Raw genomic sequence first — 17767 nt, 5'->3', positions numbered from 1 at the left:
CCCGGACCGGGTGCGCCCTTCCTTCTCATGCCAAAACACGGATGCAGATCATGCAGCTCAACACCAATTTCACGCGCCCGACGGTTGTCCACGGCAGCCGGCTCGATTGGGTGCCTAGCCCGGCCGCGGGGGTCGAGCGCAAGATGCTTTATCGCGACGGTGCCGAGGTCGCCCGCGCCACCTCGATCGTACGCTATGCCCCCGGCAGCGCCTTTCCCGAACATGTCCATACCGGCGGCGAGGAAATCCTGGTGCTGGTCGGCACCTTCCAGGACGAGCACGGCGACTATCCCGCCGGGAGCTATTTCCGCAACCCACCGGGCACTCGCCACAGCCCCGCCGCTGCCGAAGGCTGCGAGATCTTCGTGCGGCTCTGGCAGTTCCGCGCTGGCGATACTGCGCAGATCGCGTTGCCGCCCGGACAGGCTGAGGGTGTCCTCTTCGACGACGGGTTCGAACGGGTCGGCATCGAGACCTGGGACGGCACGATCCGGCGCGACAACCCGCGCGGGCTGGAAATGATGGTGCTGTCGGGCAGCCTGCGCGTCGGGGGCGAGGAACTGACCGCACAGAGCTGGCTGCGCCTGCCTGCCGGGCTTGCCCTGGTGGCCGAGGCCGAGGGCGCGGGGGTCTGGCTCAAGGATGCGCCGCTACAACACGCCGATGTGCTGCCCCTGCCGGGTGCGGCGGCATGACCGAAGGCCGCATCGCTGTCGTTGGGGCCGGGCTCGCTGGGCTGAACGCGGCCCGGCTGCTGTGGCGGGCCGGCGCGGATGTCCGGCTCTACGAAGCGCGGCCGCGCCTTGGCGGGCGTATCCTGACCGTCGGGGCGGATGGCGCACCCGGTGCCGGCTTCGATTTGGGCCCGTCCTGGTTCTGGCCCGACATGCAGCCCGAGATCGCCGCGCTGGTGGCGGAACTCGGCTTGGCCTGCCAGAGGCAGGATGAGGCTGGGCAGATGCTTTTCGAGCGCCATCCGCAGGAGCCACCTTTGCGCGTGCCCCATCCCGGTAGCGTCGCGTCCTGGCGGATCGCGGGCGGGACGGGGGCGCTTACGCAGGCGCTGGCCGCCGTGATCCCGCGCGACCGCATCCGCCTCGGCGCGCCGGTCCGGCGGCTGACGCGGGCCGAGGATGCGGTCGTCCTTACCCTGCCCGAGGGCGAGGTGCGGGCCGATCACGTCATCCTGGCACTGCCACCCCGGCTGATCGCGCAGGGCCTGACGCTCGATCCGGCACCCTCTCCGGGCGTGCTCGATCTGTGGCGCCGGACGCCGACCTGGATGGCTCCCCATGCCAAGTTCCTCGCCGTCTATCCGAGGCGCTTCTGGCGCGAGGCCGGCCTTTCGGGAGGGGCGCAAAGCCTGGTCGGCCCAATGACCGAGATCCACGACGCCACGAGCAGCGCGGGCGAGGCGGCGCTGTTCGGCTTCGTCGGGCTTTCCGCTGCCGGGCGTCAGCAGATCGGCGAGGCGGCGGTGATCGCGGCCTGCACCGCGCAGCTTGTGCGCCTGTTCGGATCGGCGGCCGCCGAGCCGCGGTCGGTGCGGCTGAAGGACTGGGCGGCGGACGTCCTGACCGCGACCCCGGGCGACCTGACTGACCCTGGCCATCCGGCGCCACAGGTCTTCGCCCTGCCTGCGCCCTGGTCGGATCGTCTGACCCTTGCCGGCAGCGAGACCGCGCCCCGCAATCCAGGCTACCTGAACGGCGCGGTAATCGCCGCGCATGCGGCGGCGGGCCGGGCCGCGGCGCTGTGCTCGGTCTGACCTCGGCCGGTCCGGCGGGCGCTCAGGTTCTGGCCCGCCACATGAACCAGGTCGGTACGAGCGCCAGAACGAAGATCGCGAACACTACCATGAAGCCGTCCTGAAACGCAGCGTTTGATGATTGGATCACCACGGTCTGCCCCAGAAATGAGGCTGCGGCCGGTAGGAGCTGCGTGTCTGGCAGCCCTGACGAATGCATCAGGCCGGCGACTTCGCGCAGAAGTTCCATCGTGGTGGTATTGTCGCTGGTTTGCGTGGCTGCAAAGGCATCGGCGTGCATGACTGTGCGCCGCTCAATGAACACAGTGAGCAAGTTGACCCCGAAGGCGCCGCCGAGCTGGCGGATGAAGTTCGATGCCCCAGAGCCCTGCCCCAGGAGATGCCGGGGCAATACTTTCAAAGCTCCTGAGGAAATTGCCGGGAACACCAGCCCTAGACCCACCCGGGAAATCACGGTCCACCAGGCAAGTGTCCAGAATGTCGTGTTGATATTCGCATCCGCCATCAGCCACGAGGACCAAGCGAAGATCGCCATGCCGATGCCGATCAGGATTGCGGCTGGAACCCTGTCGGACAGGCGCCCTGCGATCGGGAAAACGATAAGCATCACGAAGCCCGACGGCATCAGCAGAAGACCCGCTTGCGTCGGCGTCATGCCCTGGATCTGCTGGACAAAGACGGGCAAGAGATAGGTCGAGCCAAAAAGCCCTGCCCCCATGATGAAGGACACCACCGAGGCTGAAACGAAGGCAAAATTGGCAAAGAGCCGCATGTCGAGCATGGGTTTGTCGGTGTGAAGCTCCCATAGAATGAATCCTGCGGCCGAGGCTGCGGACACCATAAAGCCTACAAGTGTCATGTTCGAATCCCATCCCAGACGCTGAGCATTCGACAATGTGCTGAGGATGACTGCGAGAAAGACCGCAAGGATCGCGACGCCCGGGAAGTCGAAAGCGGGAAGCGGCCCGGTCTGCTCTCGACCTGGCAGAAAAAGGTTTGACAGCAGGATGGCGACCCCGGCGAAGGGAAGGCCCAGATAGAAGACGAAGCGCCAGTCGAAGGCGTCCATCAATACGCCGCCGATCCAGGGCCCGAGAGCGGGGGCGAGCACCACACCCACCCCGTAGATACCCATCGCCGCACCACGTTTGTCAGGGGGGAAGACCTTGAACAACATGATCATCGCCAGCGGCTGGACAATGCCTGCTGCGGCACCCTGGACGACGCGCGCCAACGTCAGCATGGTTTCATTCGGAGCAAGACCGCCGACGACCGAGCCGGCCAGAAAGACGCCCATCGCGGCATTCATGGTCAACCGCATGCCGAAGGCGCGGTCCGCCCAGTCGGCCAGCAGCATCGTGGCGGTCATGGCGGCAAGGAACCCCGTCGAAATCCATTGCGCCTGCACCGCGCTGATCCCGAAGGCGCCCATCACCGCCGGGATGGCGACGTTCACGATCGTGGTCGAGAGAACCACCGAGATGGTTGCCACCATGATAGTGCCGGTGGCGTACCACTTGTAGGCCGGACCATACCGCTCGAAAAAGCGATCAACCTGCGACATCGACATAGATCTCAACCATCATGCCCGGTCGCAGTTCCACACCATCGGCATCGATCGAGACGCGGATCGGCAGGCGCTGGGTGACCTTGGTGAAGTTGCCCGACGGGTTCGGGCTGGGCAGCAAGGCAAGCTGGCTGGTCGCCGCGCCGCCCATGCCGATCACCTCGCCCTCGAAGGTCCGACCGGGGAAGGCGTCGACAGTGATGCTGGCTCTGGACCCCACACGCAACCTGGAAAACTCGGTTTCCTTGACGTTGGCATCGATCCAGACATTCTCGGGCGCGTGATACATCACCAGTCTTGTTCCGGGGGTTACATACTCGCCGACATCAACGAAGGTCGCGTCAACAATACCGTCGAAGCTGGCGTCAATCGTACGGTGCGCGAGATCGATTTCCTTCAGCCGACGTTCCGCCTCGATCGCGACGCGCCCTGCCCTGACAGAATCGATCTGAGAGTCCAGTACAGCGATTTGGGCTGCGTCTGCTTCGACGATTGCAAGATCTGCCCGTGCGGCTTCTGTTGCGGCATAGGCTGCGCGCTCCTGTTGTGTCGCTGTGGCGAGGGCCGCGTTCACCTCATCAAGCGATTGTTGCGACGAAACATTCTGCTCGGCCAGTTTAACCACACGGTCGTGGCGGGTTTGCGTATTCTGCAGCACGGCAAGCGCGGCTTCATGGTTGGCTTCGGCAGCCGCGATGCCGGCATTGGCTGCTTCTCGCCGCGCAGCAAGCTGCTCGGTCAGCATGCCCTTGCGGTTTTCGAGTTCAGAAAGCTGGGCATCTGTCGCCGCCAGCTTTGCGATGACGGCATCGAGTTGCGGCTGCGACGATTCCTGGTCGATCGACGCTAGAACAGTTCCCGCAGCGACCGAATCCCCGACAAGCACCGGAAGTTCGGTCACGCGGCCAGCGACTTCGCTCGACACGGTCACGACGCTCGCTGCGATGCGGGCATCGTTGATATGGACCTGAGTGAACCGTGCTATGATCCACGGGGTTCCCAGCCAGGCCACGACCCCAAGGACTGCCGCCACGACCAACAGCCGGGTCCATTTAACCCGGCTGCGCCGCGCAGCCGGTTTTGGCAAATCCGGCACGGAGGTCTCGCCTGTCTCCTTTGCTTCGGGTGCTGCCGGTTTGATCTCATCCATTTTCGTCATTACCCATCTTCTCCAGCCGGGATGCAATCTGCGCCAGGACGCGGGTCGCGGTGCGAAGATCGTCCGCAGGAATGTCCTCAAGAACTTCCAAGCGACTATTTGCGGCGATCGACTTCATCCTCTCAAGAATCCTCATCGCTGCTTCAGTCAGGACCAGTTTCTTGGCGCGTCGGTCCTCGGCACTTGGGTGGCGCTCGACAAACCCCATTCTTTCAAGACCGTCCAGCAAGCGCACCAGGGTCGGCCCCTCGATGCCAAGGACGCGCGCCAGTTCGATCTGGGTCGCATCCTCGTGCCGGGACAGTTCTAAAATCACGCCCCAGCGTGCTTGTGAAAGACCCAGATGACGAAACTGTACGTCGAGCCTGCGCTTCCACTGGCGCGACACAATTGCCAGAGCGCGTGTGAAGGTCTCCGCCATGTCTGGTGCAGCAGTCATCAGCTCTTGCTTCTGGTTGTCTTGCAAAAAGATAGGAAGCTAATTAGTATGCAAGCAACCGTCTTGCAAGACTAAATTCGAGCCCGGAGGCCAAGCCGTGTATTCCAGAATCCTGCTCTGCTATGATGGCTCTCGCGAAGGGCGATTGGCGCTACGCGAGGGCGCGCGCCTTGCGCAGATCACGGGCGCTGCCGTGACTCTTCTGGCGGTGGTCGAGACAGCCTCGGGCAATGTCTACGCGATCGGGGCCGATACCGTTGCCCTGGGCCAGCAGAAGGCCGATCTGGACGCAATCCTGGAGGAGGGCCGCCAGCGGCTGACGGGGATGGGGCTTTCGCCGCAGGTCCGGATCGAGTTCGGCGATCCCGTCGCAACCATCACCAGGGTATCCGTTGAGACCGAGGCGGATCTTGTCGTTGTCGGACACCACCGGCACGGTTTCTGGACGCGCTGGTTGAGCCGCTCGATCGCGGCCGAACTAAGTGACAGTCTAGGGTGCAGCCTGCTTCTGGCGCAGAAGGTTGTCGAGGATTCGGAACTTTTTGGGAAGGCGTGAAAAGGATGGTGCCGCCGCTACGGCTTGTGCGTCATCTGGCGGTCCTAACCCGCGCTCACGATCGCTTCATCCCCTTCCAGAGGTGGCAGAGCCGCTGACCACGCCGACCCAGCGCGTGCCCGCCGGAAACCTTCGGCATAGAGGGCGCGCATATAGGCGGTATTGAACTCGAGGGTGTCGACATCGTCGGGCGCGACCATGTCAATAGAGGTGACATGGAAGCCGATTCCGGCAGCGTGTGCAAAGTCATGGGTCGCGTTGACCTGGCGCAGCATTTGGTACTTCAGCAACGTCGAAACCGAGCGGGCGGTGATCGCGCTCGGTCGCACCGCCACGACGTTGAATTCCGGTTCGAGATTGACATTCATCAGCATGTGGATGTCGGTCAGCGCCGCCCCGACCGCGCGCTGTCCCTGGAACGAGAACAGCACAGTCTCGGGCAATGTGAAGACGTTCGACACGACGGCACCGTCTCCGTGCAGTTCCTCGAAGGTGCGGCCGTCAGCGGTCTGCCCGCGAATACGGATCGGCGGAAATGCACCCGGGATCGCGGCCGAGGCCATCAGGACGTCCTCAAACAAGGACAGAGCGCCCGGATCGCCGCTGCCCGCAATCGCACCCATGTTCCAGATCACCCCGAGCTGGGCGTCCAGATCGGTCGTGAATACGAAGAGGCGTCGGCCTCGGGCATGTTCTTGCGCGACTCCACGCAGCAGCGAGGGTGAGACGAAAAATTCGACCAGTTGGCGCAGCGGCTGGGGATCGACAAGCGCACCCCGCGTAAGCAACCCCAGCAGCGAGGGCTTGCCGCCGATGCCCTCGGCAACGCCGCCGGTATAGAGATTGCGCAGCGTAACATCATGTTCGGGGCCCAGAAACGCGAGCGGTGCGATCAGCGCCCCGGTGCTGACGCCGCTTATGACCGAGAAGGTCGGTCGCGTTCCGGAAGCGGTCCAGCCCGCCAGGACACCCGCGCCAAAGGCACCGTTTGCGCCACCCCCGGAAATGGCCAGGTAATGCGACCGTCCGTTCTCGCGAAACCTCGGGCCCAGGTCCGGTGGATAGTCCTCTATCGCCGCGTCCGTGCGGATGCGATAGGGTGCACCCAGCAACGGTGTCGCGGCCCTGTCATCCGGGCGGTATGGGATGCGCGGTTCTACACCGCAGGCGCTTACCGCCGCAGCTCCCATCAGTGCGAGCGTCGCCCGCCTTGTCGGTATGCCCTGCCGCCTTTCGGTCACCTCAGGAGCCCGTGGAACCGACGCAGTGCAATGGAAAACATAGCGGTGCCGATCAGCGCCAGTGCCAGAAGTTGCGGCCAGACCACCGAAAGCCCCGCGCCGCGGAACAGGACCGACTGCGAAAGGGCGATAAAATGCGTGTTGGGCGCCGCGAGCATTGCGTACTGCACCGCCTCGGGCATGGATTCGCGCGGGGTCATGCCGCCCGACAGGATTTCCAGCGGCAAGAGGACTAGCAACAGCAGCATGGCAAATTGCGGCATCGAGCCGGAGATCGTGGCCAGCAGGATACCCAGAGAGGTGGTGGCGAAAAGATGCAGCGCCACCCCGACAAGAAACAGGGTGACCGAGCCGGCTATCGGCACCTCCAGCACCCCCTGGACCATGAAGTTCAGCGACAGCCCGGTTGCCACAAGCACCACCGCGCCCATGCTGAGAACCTTGCTTGTCATGATCTCGGCCGGCGTGACAGGCATCACCAGCAGGTGTTCGACCGTGCCGTGTTCGCGTTCGCGGATCAGGGCTGCGCCCGACAGGATGATCGAAAGCATGGTGACGGCACTGATCACCGCTGTAAGGGCGCCGAACCAGCCGGGGTCCAGCGCCGGGTTGAACCGCGCCCGCACAGCCAGATCGACCGGAGGCGCAGCCGCAGCGGCATCGCGGGCGGCCCAACCGGTAATTTCCTGATCGACGATCGCCTGGATATAGCCGGCGCCGGTGAAGGCCTGGCTGACCCGTGTGGCATCGACGTTCAGTTGCAGCTCCGGCCGGTCGCCCGCCAGCAGGTCGCGCTGGAAATCGGGGGGATCACCAGCGAGAACGTGTCGATCCCGGCATCCATCCGCGCATCCATCTCGGCCAGGCCAATCTGCGCCGGCGGCACGAAATAGGGTGCGAGGAAGGCATCTGCCATGCGGCGCGTGAGCGGCGAGGCATCCTCGTCCACGATGCCGATGGTGGCGCGGTTCAGCGTCTCGGGCATGGCGGTGGCGTGGGTGTATATGTCTAGCGTGAACGCGTAGACCACCAAAACCATGAGAAGCGGGTCGTGCAACAGGCCGCGCAATTCTTTCACGGCAAGATGTATCACATGTCTTGGTCGCAACCCCTATTTCTCCTGCTTGCGAACGAACACCGCGCCGAGCGCCACCACCACCGGCACCAGGGCAAGCATCGGCAAGAAGGATCCCCCTAGATCGCCTAAGCCGAGCGCCTTGGCGAAGGTGCCGCGTGAAATCGTGACGAAATGGCTGGTCGGGAAGACCTCGCCAATCACCCGGCCCATGCCTTCCAGCGACGACACCGGGTCGATAATGCCGCCATATTGCGTCGCCGGGATAAGCGTCGCGAGCGCAGTGAAGAACAGCGCCGCCACCTGGCTGCGGGTGAAGGCGGAAATCAGCAGCCCGAGCCCGGTCGCCAGCACGACATAGACCAGCGCACCGGCAGACAGCGCCAGAAGGCTGCCCTTGACCGGTACGCCGAAGACCAGGACTGCCAGCGCCAGCAGCAGCAGGTAGTTGACGAAGCCGAGGGCGACATAGGGCACCTGCTTGCCCAGCAGGAACTCGAGCCGCCGGGCAGGCGTGACATAGAGGTTGACGATGGAGCCCGTCTCCTTCTCGCGCGAGACGGACAGCACGGCCAGCATGGCCGGGATCAGCATGAGCAGAAGCGGAATGACCGCGGGGACCATGGCGGCAAGGCTTTCCACATCGGGATTGTAGCGAAAGCGCACCTCCAGCGCATAGTCGCCAGCCACGGCGTCCTCTCCGTAGGCTTGGCGGAGCTGGTCCGTTAGCCAATGCACATGCATCCCCTGGACGTAGCCGCGCACCGTCTCGGCTCGCATCGGCATCGCGCCGTCGAACCAAGCGCCGATCTCGACCGGGCGGTCCCGGGCGAGGTCGGCGGCAAAGCCGGGCGGGATCTCAAGTGCAAGGCTGATTTCGCCCGCGCGCATTCGCGCGTCGAGATCGTCGTAGCCCGTCAGAGGGGGCGCTTCGTGGAAATAGCGCGATCCGGCAAGGTCGTTGACATAGGACTGGCTGAGAATAGTCTGATCGAGGTCGAGCACCGCGAATTTCAGGTTCTGAACATCCATGGAGATGCCGTAACCCAGCACGATCATGAGGATCACGCTGCCGACACTGGCCAGCGTTAGGCGGATTGGATCCCGGCGCAGCTCCAGCGCCTCGCGCCAGGAAAAGCCGAACAGTCGGGCCAGGCTGAAGCGCCCGGGCGGTCGGGTCTCTCGGCCGTTCGGCTGTGCAACAATGGTCGCGGGTGGATGGGCTGCGCCGTCATCCGCAGCCCGACGAAGATGGTGGACAAAGGCATCGTCCAGCGTTGCCGCACCGACCTCCTGCCGGATTGTTTCGGGCGCGCCCGAGACCAGCACACGGCCGGCGTGCATGAACGAGACGCGATCACAGCGCGCGGCTTCCGACATGTAGTGCGTGGACAGGAAGATCGTCACGCCGTCCTTGCGCGACAGGTCAGCCAGCGCTTGCCAGAACTGGTCGCGCGCCACCGGATCGACGCCCGAAGTTGGCTCGTCGAGGATCAGGATCTCGGGCTGATGGATCAGCGCAACCGCCAACGACAGCCGCTGCCGGACCCCTAGCGGAAGAGCTGCGGGCAGGCTGTCCAGCACGTCCTCTAGATCGAAGCGCCGCGCCAGTTCGGCGATGCGCGGGGCGATCTCGGCCGGGGCCATGTCGAACAGCCGCCCGTGCAGGTCGAGGTTCTGCCGCACCGTCAGTTCGGAATAGAGCGAGAAGCTCTGCGTCATGTAGCCGATGCGCTTGCGCGTTTCCATGTCGCGGGCATCGATCTTGCGGCCATAGAGGCGCGTGCTGCCCTCGGACAGTTCCAGAAGCCCGGTCAGGACCTTCATCGTCGTGGTCTTGCCGCAGCCGTTCGACCCGAGGAAGCCGAAGATCTCGCCCGGCTGAATGCGGAAGCTGACGTTGTCAACTGCGGTGAAGTCGCCGAAGCGGACGGTCAGATTCTCGGCCTCGATCACAGGGCCGTTCACAGCTTCGCGCTTGCGCGGCGGGATGACCAGTTCATGATGGCGGGCGCGCCGTTCCTCGGGCAGAAGCGCGATGAAGGCCGCGTCGAGATCCTCCGAGCCGGTCTGGGCCAGCAGGTCGGCGGGACTGCCGGTGGCCAACACCCGCCCTTCGTCCATCGCCACGAGGTGATCGAAGTTCGCAGCTTCCTCCATGTAGGCGCTGGCCACGATCAGGCTCATGCCGGGGCTACCAGCACGGATGCGGCCGATCAGCGCCCAGAACTCCCGCCGCGACAGCGGATCGACGCCTGTGGTCGGCTCGTCGAGGATCAGCAGGTCGGGTTCGTGGATCAGCGCGCAGCACAGGCCCAGTTTCTGCTTCATGCCGCCCGACAGCTTGGCCGCCGGGCGGTTGGCGAAGGCGTCGAGATCGGTCGCTTGAAGCAGGTCGGCGATCCGGCGGTCCCGTTCCGCCCGGCCTTCGCCGAAAAGGCGCCCGAAGAACTCCACGTTCTCGCGCACCGAAAGCGTCGGGTAGAGGTTCCGCCCCAGACCCTGTGGCATGTAGGCGATACGTGGGCAGATGCGCGCCCGGTGGCGGGCGCGCGCCATGTCGCCCTCCAAGACCTCAAGCCGCCCTTCCTGAAGCTTGCGGGCCCCAGAAATCAGCGCAAGCAGGCTGGACTTCCCCGCCCCGTCCGGGCCGATCAGCCCGACGACGCAGCCTGCCGGAAGATCAAGCGTCACCCGATCAAGTGCTGTGACCCGGCCGTAGCGAAGCGACAAGCCGTCGGCCCGCACGACGGGGGCGGTCGGCGTCATTCGAGGACGCGCCCGTCGGCCTCAGCAGGCCAGGGGGCAGCGGGGTCGAGCCGGACCCAGGTGACCCCGGGCAGGCCGGTCTTGGTGTAGTCGGCATATTTCGCCAGCAGTTCCGGCGCGATGCGGGCGCGGACGCGGAACATCAGCTTATCGCGCTCGACCTCGGTCTCGACGGTGCGGGGCGTGAACTGCGCCACGTCCGAGACGAAGTACACCTCGGCCGGCACGACGATGCCCGGGGCCGCGTCCATGATGAGCCGCACTTCGGTGCCCAGCCCGATCCGGCCGACAGCCGCGGTCGGCAGGAAGAAGGTCATGTAGACCTCGCCCAGATCGACCATGTTGACGATCCGGCCGCCCGCGCCGACCACCTCGCCCTCGCGCGCCACGATGAACTGCACGCGGCCGTCGCGCGGTGCCGTCAGGGTGCTGTCCTCGATCTGGACGTCGATCGCCTCGACGGCGGCCGTCGCTGCCGCGACCGCCGCCTCGGCGCCGATCACCGAGGCCTTGGCCGAGGTCACGCCGGCCCGCGCCGCCGCCAGGGCGGCCTCGGCCGAGGCGACAGCCGCCTGGGCCCCGAGCGCGTTCGACCGATCAAGTTCCAGGGCGCGCTCGGACGTGACGTTTCCAGCGGTCAGCGCCTCTGACCGTTCCAACTGGCGTCGGGCCACGACCTCCGCCGACTCTCGCTGAGCCAGAACCGCCTCGGCGGCCCGTACCTCGGCCGCACGCTGTTCGACCAGCAGCCTGGCATTCTCGACCGCGATCTCGGCTCTCTGGCGCTCGGCCTCGGCCTGATGACGCGCAGCCTGCAACTGCCGGACATCCAGTTCAGCCAGCGGATCGCCGGCTGCGACCAATTGTCCCTCACGCACCTGGATGCGCGCAATCCGCCCCGGGCGCGTGGCCGCCACGTCGATCTCCACCGCCTCGATTCGCCCGTTTCCACGAGCAAATCCGTCGGGGGTCGTCCCGGTGCCGTCGCCGCGCCAGAGGAAGAACCCCGCCCCAACAAGGGCCAGCCCCGCGATTAGTACAAGAACGGAATTGAAGCGTGTCATCAGTCCCTCGCCCGACCGGAAACCGGCATTCCAACGAATCTGCCAGGTCGCCTTGACCCCATGTGGAGGCGACGCTGTCTCGCCGCTCACCTATACCGACCGGATGGTACAGTCTTGATGCAGGAATAGAAAAGCGCGCGCCGGAATGCAAGTCTGCGGATCCTTGCCGCGGCGCGTGCGATTGCCGCGCGCGAGGGCGTTGCGCACACCTCCTTCGAGGCGGTCGCCCGCGAAGCGGGGCTGTCGAAGGGAGGTGTCCTCTACAATTTCCCGACGAAGCGCGGCCTCATGGCGGCGCTCTTGAAGGAGATGCTGGCCGAACACGATGCGCTCGAGGCCGGCCTGCCGCAGGATGCGCAGCACCGCACGCTGCGCCGGCATCTGGCATCGCTGAACGGCCTGGACACTGCGGATTCGGACCTGTCGATGTCGATACTGGCGGTCGCTGCGGCGCGCGCTGGACGCCGATCTTGCGCGCATCGAGGCCGAGGCGACGGACGCAAACCTTGGTCGTCTCGCGGTCGTCGGCCTCTGACGGCGGGCGCTTTGGCCGTCGTCCAACGAACTGCGGAACGGGAGAATGACCGGCATGGCATCCGACACGGTTGATGCAGCACGCATGAGTATTGCGCGGGGCGCCATTCGTCGCCCCGTGGCCGTCTGGCTGGCGATCCTGTTCTGCCTGTTCGGTGGGCTCTGGGGGCTTGCCAATGTCGGCCGGCTCGAGGACCCGCCGCTACCAGCGCCGCCGCGACAGGTTCCGCGTCAACCTGACCAAGGCGGCTGGACTGTAACTGGTCAGCCGTCGTTCAGATAGGCCATAAGGTCTTGATGGGTATGCAGGATACGGATGATCTCGACCCCCTGCCCTTCCCGCCGGTAGATCACCAGATGCGACCCGCTGGGATGGATGCGCACCGGCGGCGTGAATTCTTCCCGCTCCCGGGCCATCTCTTTTCAGCGAGCTATGCTGGGAAATGGGTGACGGTGTTTGAGAAGGCGGCGTATCGTGGCGGGTGTCGAAGCCTGCCAGAACTTCCAGAAGGAACGATACGCCTATGACGAAGAATACCGACATCATCGCCCTGCGTCAGCCGGAATCTGTTGACGATCCGCTGACCGAGATTGCCCGGGATGGGGCGCGCCGGATGCTGGCCGCTGCACTTCGGGCAGAGGCTGACGCCTTCGTCGCTCAGCATGCCGAAGAGGTCCTGCCGGATGGCCGGCAGCGTATCGTCCGGCATGGGTATGGGCCGGAGCGAAGCATCCAGACCGGGATCGGCGCGCTTGATGTGCGCCGCCCGAAGGTGCGAGACCGCGCGGCCGGACCTGCTGACGAGAAGGTGCGGTTCAGCTCCGCCATCCTGCCGAAATGGGCGCGGCGGTCGCGCAGCCTCGATGCCCTGCTGCCAGTCCTCTACCTGCGCGGCATTTCCACCGGCGACTTCCGGGAGGCGCTCTCTGCGATCTTGGGGGCGGAGGCGCCAAACCTGTCGCCGGGCGTAATCTCGCGCCTGACCGGGGAATGGCAGCAGGAACATGACCGCTGGCAGCGCCGTGATCTTTCGGCGCGGCGGTATGTCTACATCTGGGCGGACGGCGTCTACCTCCAGGCCCGGATGGAGCCGCAGGCCGAGTGCATGCTGGTCATTCTGGGCGCCACGCCCGAAGGGAAGAAGGAACTGGTCGGCTTCCAGATCGGCGTTCGGGAAAGCGCGCAGAGTTGGCGCGAGTTGCCGGTCGACATCAAGGCCCGCGGCCTTGCCGTCCCGCCGGAGATCGCCGTGGGAGACGGGGCCATGGGGTTCTGGAAGGCGCTCGACGAGGTCTTCCCCGGCACGCGTCATCAGCGCTGTTGGGTCCACAAGATCGCCAACGTGCTGAACAAGTTCCCGAAATCGATGCAGCCGACGGTGAAGGCCGACCTGCGCGAGATATGGCAGGCCGAGACCCGCGCTAAGGCCAAGGCCGCCATGGACATCTTCGCCGAGAAATATGGGATCAAATACGAGAAGGCGGTAAACTGCCTGACAAAAGACCGCGACGCGCTGCTGGCGTTCTATGACTTCCCGGCCGACCATTGGGATCACCTGCGCACGGGCAACCCAATCGAAAGCGTCTTCGCCACCGTCCGGCACAGGACCGTCCGAACCAAGGGGGCGCTGTCGCAAACGACAGCGAAGCTGATGGTGTTCAAGCTCGTTCAGACCGCCGCCAAAACATGGCGCCGCCTGAAGGGCGCGAACCAGTTGCCTTTGGTCATCGAAGGCGTCACATTCACCGACGGTGTCGCCGAGAACGACACCGAAAACCGCGCCGCGTGATCAAGCCGCATCACCCAGATTTCAGCATAGCTCTGGATAAGCTGCAAGCAAGTCAAAGAGCGCGAACAGGCCATCTGCGTAGCGCTCGGCTTGACTCATGTCCCATTCCGCCGCGCCCTGGATCCAAATGTCCGCAAGATCGGCTTCCGCTGCAGGACGGATGGTCCATCTGCTATTTTCCGGCATGCTTCGCGTGCATCCGGGCCTTGAACGCGTTGCAGTCAAACGACTTTGCCGGGCCGCTGGCGATTCCGGCATCAACCGCTGCCTGGATTTCAGCGATTGCATCGTGCCGCATCCTGTCGCGCCGGATCAGGTCACGGACATAATCGCTCGAGTTGGCGTAGCGTCCCGACTTCGCCTGATCCTCGACCCAGGACTTCATCGGATCCGGCAGCGAGATGTTCATGGTGCCCATGGCTGTCTCCTTCGCGGCGAGGATATGGCAAGCTTTGCCATCAAGCAACCGTCTCCCCCTGCCCTGCTCGGCCAATCCGTCGTTTATTAGCGATATATAAAATTGCAAACGGCCCAGTTTCATGCCGCTGATTGGCTATGCGCGCGTCTCCACCGAGGATCAGACCCCCCTGCCCCAGTCTGAGGCACTGCAGTCTGCGGGATGCGCCGAGATCTTTGAAGAGCACGCCTCGGGCGGCAATCGCGCGCGGCCCGTGCTTGCACGTGTGCTGGAGCGGATTGGCAAGGGCGACACGCTGGTCGTTGTGCGGATCGACCGGCTTGCGCGGTCTTTGTCGCACCTACTTGAGGTGATCGAAAGACTGGAAGGCAAGGGGGCGTTCTTCCGCTCGCTCCAGGACCCGATCGACACTGCCTCGCCCCAGGGCAAGTTCACGTTGCAGGTTCTGGGCGCTGCGGCTGAGTTCGAACGCGCTCTGATCCGCGAGCGTACCAAAGCCGGACTTGCCTCGGCACGCTCAAAGGGCCGCGTAGGCGGCAACCCAGGTCTTCGCGCCAAGGACCCTGAAGCGCTGCGCAAGGTGCGGCTGGCGCGACAGGACGGCTACATGGAGCGCTTGAACGAAACTGCGCAGGATTGGGTGCCCCATGTGCGCCGTTTGCGCCCCGATATGGCTTGGGAAGACGTCCTGCGGATCATCAATGGCCCCCTGCCCCATGATCGGCGCTGGACGCAAAGCCGCCTGCTCCGCGCCGTGAAGGCATACGTGGCGGACGGATTCCTGCCTGCTGAAGTGCTTGGACGCGCTGGACGCCGCGAAACCGACGATCGCCTGCCTGCGATTGTCGCCGCAATCAAAGGTGCTGACCCCGAGATCACCTTGCAGGCAATCTGCGACCGACTGGAATCCATGCGTGAGCGCACCCCTCGCGGTCGCACCAGCTGGCAGCCTTCCTCAGTCAGAATGCTGCTGGAGCGGGCAGAAAAACTGGGGCTCCTCTGAAGGCGGCACTTGTGTTGGCCTAACGGATTCCCACTAAATCTAGAAAGTGCTTGCACGAATCTGGTTGGTCAGGCAATAGTCTCGAAAAATAACGCGCGGTCACATAAAAAACGCGCCCACAGATCGGGGCAGACATGAGCGAAGTAGAGCAGGATCTAGACATCGCCATCGGGCACTACGCGGAACTTCTCGCGTCGAACCTGCATGCTCAGCGCGCCGCACACTTCCCTCCGGATGCAAAGAAGGTGATGCGCACTTTGACCAGCGGCGAAGCTGCTGAGCTCCTTGGCGTCGACCATACCTATCTTCGGAAGCTTCATCGAGAAGGAAAGATCGTTGACGTTGAGACGACGGCTGGAAGTCATCGTCGCTATACGCTCGACGATATCTGGGAAATCCGGCAGACGCTTGAAGGAAACGCAAAAAAGTCTGGAACTTACGTGCCTGGGCGTCGCGACGGTGACGAGCTTCAAGTCATTTCAGTGGTGAACTTCAAGGGCGGGTCCGGCAAAACGACGACGTCTGCTCACCTCGCTCAGCGCTTGGCGCTCAAGGGGTACAGGGTTCTTGCGATCGATCTCGACCCCCAAGCATCTCTTTCGGCTCTTCACGGAATCCAGCCAGAACTCGACCTTATGGAGGGCGGAACCCTCTATGATGCCGTTCGCTATGACGATCCGGTTCCGATCGCCGAAGTGATCCGCAAGACCTACATCCGCGGCCTTGATCTTATCCCGGGCAACCTTGAACTCATGGAGTTCGAGCACGAGACGCCTGCTGCTATCCAGCGAGGCGGAGCGAAAGCGTTCTTCGCGAGAGTTCATGACGCACTCGATAGTGTTCAAGCGAACTACGACGTTGTTGTGATCGACTGCCCGCCGCAGCTTGGTTTCTTGACGATGTCAGCACTTTCCGCGTCCTCGGGTGTCCTCGTGACGGTTCACCCGCAGATGCTTGACCTCATGTCGATGTCCCAATTCCTGCGAATGACCGCGGATCTCCTGGGAGTGATCAGGGATGCAGGCGCAAATCTGCGCTTCGATTGGCTGCGCTTTTTGCCAACGCGATACAAAGTCGGCGACGCGCCACAAACCGAAGTCATCGCTTTCATTCGCGGACTGTTCGGGAGGTCGGTCCTGACAAATCACATGGTTGAATCGACCGCGATTTCTGATGCCGGCTTGACCAAGCAAACGCTCTACGAAGCTGACAAGAAGGACTTCACGCGTCAGACGTTTGATCGTGCGATCGAATCCATGAACGCAGTGAACGATGAGATCGCTGAAATCATCCAGAACACATGGGGGCGGAATGGCAAGAAAGCCTAAACTTGGCCTGCCGCTGCAGACCCTTCGCAACGCTCCTGACGCTCTTGAAGGGCGCCGACTGCGTGGCGGTGTATTTGAGATCGATCCGGCGCAGATTATTACCGAAGGACGATTGGATGATAGGCTTCAGATTGAAGTTGAGGGCCTGAAGAATTCAATCTCCAAGAACGGTCAGCGTGTGCCTGTCTTGGTCCGCCCACTGGAAGGCGATCGCTACAACCTGATCTATGGCCGCAGACGCCTGGAAGCATGTCGCGAGCTCGGTATCAAAGTTCGAGCCATCGTCACGGAAGTTGATGGTGATCAAGCGCTTCGAGATCAGCTTCTCGAGAACCAAGAGCGTCGTGATCTGAGCTTTATTGAACGTGCGCTTGTTGCGACGGCGCTTCTGGACGGCGACCATTTGGAAGGGGCTGAGCGCACCAATCGAGGTGTCGCCGAAGTCCTTAACCTCCACGAAGCGGGGGTTTCACAACTCTTGAGTGTCGTTCGGACGGTCGGCGAGGAACTCATCCAGGCAATTGGTGCGGCTCCCGGGATTGGTCGCCCGAGATGGGAAGAGCTCAAAAAGGCTTTGGGTGCCTACGACGGTGATCGAGACCAACTGCAAGCCGTAGCTCATGCAGCCAAGTCCGAAAGTTCCGGCTCGGTCGATGAGGTTTCTGAGCGTGCGTTTCTCGCAGTTCTGGCAGCTGCGAAGAGCCCAGAGAAGAAAGCAAACCCGTCTAGAAAGGGCGTGCCTGCTTTGGCGATCCCCGGTGTCGGAGCTGCGACGGTCAAGACCGGCCGCCAAGGCAAGCAGCTTAAACTCGATCTGACTACGGATGAACCTGATTTTATCAGCTGGTTGGAGGGCAATGCCCCAAAGCTGATTACCGAGCTTCATGAGCGCTGGAAGCGTTCAGGAGACTGAGGAAGAGCAACCAACAAGAAGGAGGCACGATACAGGCAAAAAGAAAAAGGCCCCGAGAAGCTAGCTTCACGAGACCTTTGTAAGGTTTCGCACCGGGATCAGCCCGCTACAAAATCTCAGTTTTCGCACTTCTGAATGTAGCG

Annotated in this window: 16 protein-coding genes and 1 pseudogene; 8 read left to right on the top strand and 9 right to left on the bottom strand. The window is 63.6% G+C overall.

What is annotated here, in order from left to right:
* The first annotated feature begins 50 nt into the window (after positions 1-50).
* Both BOO69_RS21195 and BOO69_RS21190 read left to right on the top strand, forming a co-directional pair.
* Positions 51-695, top strand: coding sequence for a cupin domain-containing protein (locus BOO69_RS21195; protein ID WP_027264287.1), 645 nt, complete (start codon positions 51-53; stop codon positions 693-695).
* Complete coding sequence (locus BOO69_RS21190) at positions 692-1768, top strand: flavin monoamine oxidase family protein (protein ID WP_027264286.1); 1077 nt, start codon at positions 692-694, stop codon at positions 1766-1768. Before BOO69_RS21195 ends, BOO69_RS21190 begins: the two co-directional genes overlap by 4 nt.
* Positions 1769-1790: 22 nt before the next feature.
* Here the strand turns inward: BOO69_RS21190 and BOO69_RS21185 are convergent, their stop codons facing one another.
* Genes BOO69_RS21185 through BOO69_RS21175 form a run of 3 tightly spaced genes read right to left on the bottom strand, consistent with a single transcriptional unit; the run spans position 1791 to position 4915 of the window.
* Positions 1791-3338, bottom strand: coding sequence for a DHA2 family efflux MFS transporter permease subunit (locus BOO69_RS21185; RefSeq protein ID WP_027264285.1), 1548 nt, complete (start codon positions 3336-3338; stop codon positions 1791-1793).
* The gene (locus BOO69_RS21180) at positions 3319-4485 is read right to left on the bottom strand and encodes an HlyD family secretion protein (protein ID WP_027264284.1); all 1167 of its coding nucleotides are present in this window, start codon (positions 4483-4485) and stop codon (positions 3319-3321) included. Before BOO69_RS21180 ends, BOO69_RS21185 begins: the two co-directional genes overlap by 20 nt.
* Complete coding sequence (locus BOO69_RS21175; protein WP_027264283.1) at positions 4478-4915, bottom strand: MarR family winged helix-turn-helix transcriptional regulator; 438 nt, start codon at positions 4913-4915, stop codon at positions 4478-4480. The genes BOO69_RS21180 and BOO69_RS21175 overlap by 8 nt, the downstream gene beginning before the upstream one ends.
* 115 nt (positions 4916-5030) lie before the next feature.
* On the opposite strand from BOO69_RS21175, the gene BOO69_RS21170 reads away from it, so the two are divergent.
* Entirely contained in the window at positions 5031-5489 is a 459-nt protein-coding gene (locus BOO69_RS21170) for a universal stress protein (RefSeq protein ID WP_027264282.1), read from the top strand.
* Positions 5490-5533: 44 nt separating this feature from the next.
* Here the strand turns inward: BOO69_RS21170 and BOO69_RS21165 are convergent, their stop codons facing one another.
* From BOO69_RS21165 to BOO69_RS21150, 4 genes and pseudogenes are all read right to left on the bottom strand, one after another.
* Positions 5534-6601 carry a patatin-like phospholipase family protein gene (locus BOO69_RS21165; protein WP_172839584.1) on the bottom strand — a complete coding sequence of 356 codons (1068 nt, stop codon included), beginning with the start codon at positions 6599-6601 and terminating at the stop codon, positions 5534-5536.
* A 125-nt stretch (positions 6602-6726) separates the two neighbouring features.
* A pseudogene (locus BOO69_RS21160) lies at positions 6727-7838 on the bottom strand (ABC transporter permease).
* Positions 7839-7841: 3 nt separating this feature from the next.
* Positions 7842-10574 (bottom strand): ribosome-associated ATPase/putative transporter RbbA, encoded by a 2733-nt coding sequence (rbbA, locus tag BOO69_RS21155; RefSeq protein WP_027264280.1) that lies wholly within the window; start codon positions 10572-10574, stop codon positions 7842-7844.
* A complete protein-coding gene (locus BOO69_RS21150) occupies positions 10571-11638 on the bottom strand; it encodes an HlyD family secretion protein (RefSeq protein ID WP_027264279.1) in 1068 nt (355 codons plus the stop codon). The genes rbbA and BOO69_RS21150 overlap by 4 nt, the downstream gene beginning before the upstream one ends.
* A gap of 153 nt (positions 11639-11791) precedes the next feature.
* Here BOO69_RS21150 and BOO69_RS23715 point away from each other — a divergent pair, with 153 nt between their 5' ends.
* On the top strand, positions 11792-12247 hold the full coding sequence (locus tag BOO69_RS23715) for a TetR/AcrR family transcriptional regulator (protein WP_081710581.1): 456 nt from the start codon (positions 11792-11794) through the stop codon (positions 12245-12247).
* A 189-nt stretch (positions 12248-12436) separates the two neighbouring features.
* Here BOO69_RS23715 and BOO69_RS21140 read toward each other — a convergent pair whose 3' ends face one another.
* On the bottom strand, positions 12437-12589 hold the full coding sequence (locus tag BOO69_RS21140) for a type II toxin-antitoxin system RelE/ParE family toxin (RefSeq protein ID WP_154665592.1): 153 nt from the start codon (positions 12587-12589) through the stop codon (positions 12437-12439).
* Between the two features lie 107 nt (positions 12590-12696).
* Here BOO69_RS21140 and BOO69_RS21135 point away from each other — a divergent pair, with 107 nt between their 5' ends.
* On the top strand, positions 12697-13962 hold the full coding sequence (locus BOO69_RS21135) for an IS256 family transposase (RefSeq protein WP_027264277.1): 1266 nt from the start codon (positions 12697-12699) through the stop codon (positions 13960-13962).
* A gap of 172 nt (positions 13963-14134) precedes the next feature.
* On the opposite strand, the gene BOO69_RS21125 is transcribed toward BOO69_RS21135, so the two are convergent.
* A complete protein-coding gene (locus tag BOO69_RS21125; RefSeq protein ID WP_418361315.1) occupies positions 14135-14503 on the bottom strand; it encodes a type II toxin-antitoxin system ParD family antitoxin in 369 nt (122 codons plus the stop codon).
* On the opposite strand from BOO69_RS21125, the gene BOO69_RS21120 reads away from it, so the two are divergent.
* The 3 genes from BOO69_RS21120 to repB all read left to right on the top strand — a co-directional run bounded on the left by BOO69_RS21120 (position 14502) and on the right by repB (position 17624).
* Positions 14502-15383: a recombinase family protein gene (locus BOO69_RS21120; protein ID WP_071974352.1), complete on the top strand. Its 882-nt coding sequence runs from the start codon at positions 14502-14504 to the stop codon at positions 15381-15383. The two genes, BOO69_RS21125 and BOO69_RS21120, sit on opposite strands and share 2 nt — an antisense overlap.
* A gap of 134 nt (positions 15384-15517) precedes the next feature.
* On the top strand, positions 15518-16711 hold the full coding sequence (gene repA, locus BOO69_RS21115) for a plasmid partitioning protein RepA (protein ID WP_071974351.1): 1194 nt from the start codon (positions 15518-15520) through the stop codon (positions 16709-16711).
* Positions 16695-17624, top strand: coding sequence for a plasmid partitioning protein RepB (gene repB / locus BOO69_RS21110; RefSeq protein ID WP_071974350.1), 930 nt, complete (start codon positions 16695-16697; stop codon positions 17622-17624). The genes repA and repB overlap by 17 nt, the downstream gene beginning before the upstream one ends.
* The last annotated feature ends 143 nt before the right edge of the window (positions 17625-17767 follow it).

It is taken from the genome of Sulfitobacter alexandrii (assembly GCF_001886735.1).
GTDB lineage: Bacteria > Pseudomonadota > Alphaproteobacteria > Rhodobacterales > Rhodobacteraceae > Sulfitobacter > Sulfitobacter alexandrii.
Note: the sequence above shows the minus strand (reverse complement) of the source record. Positions and strands in the feature narration are given on the sequence as shown.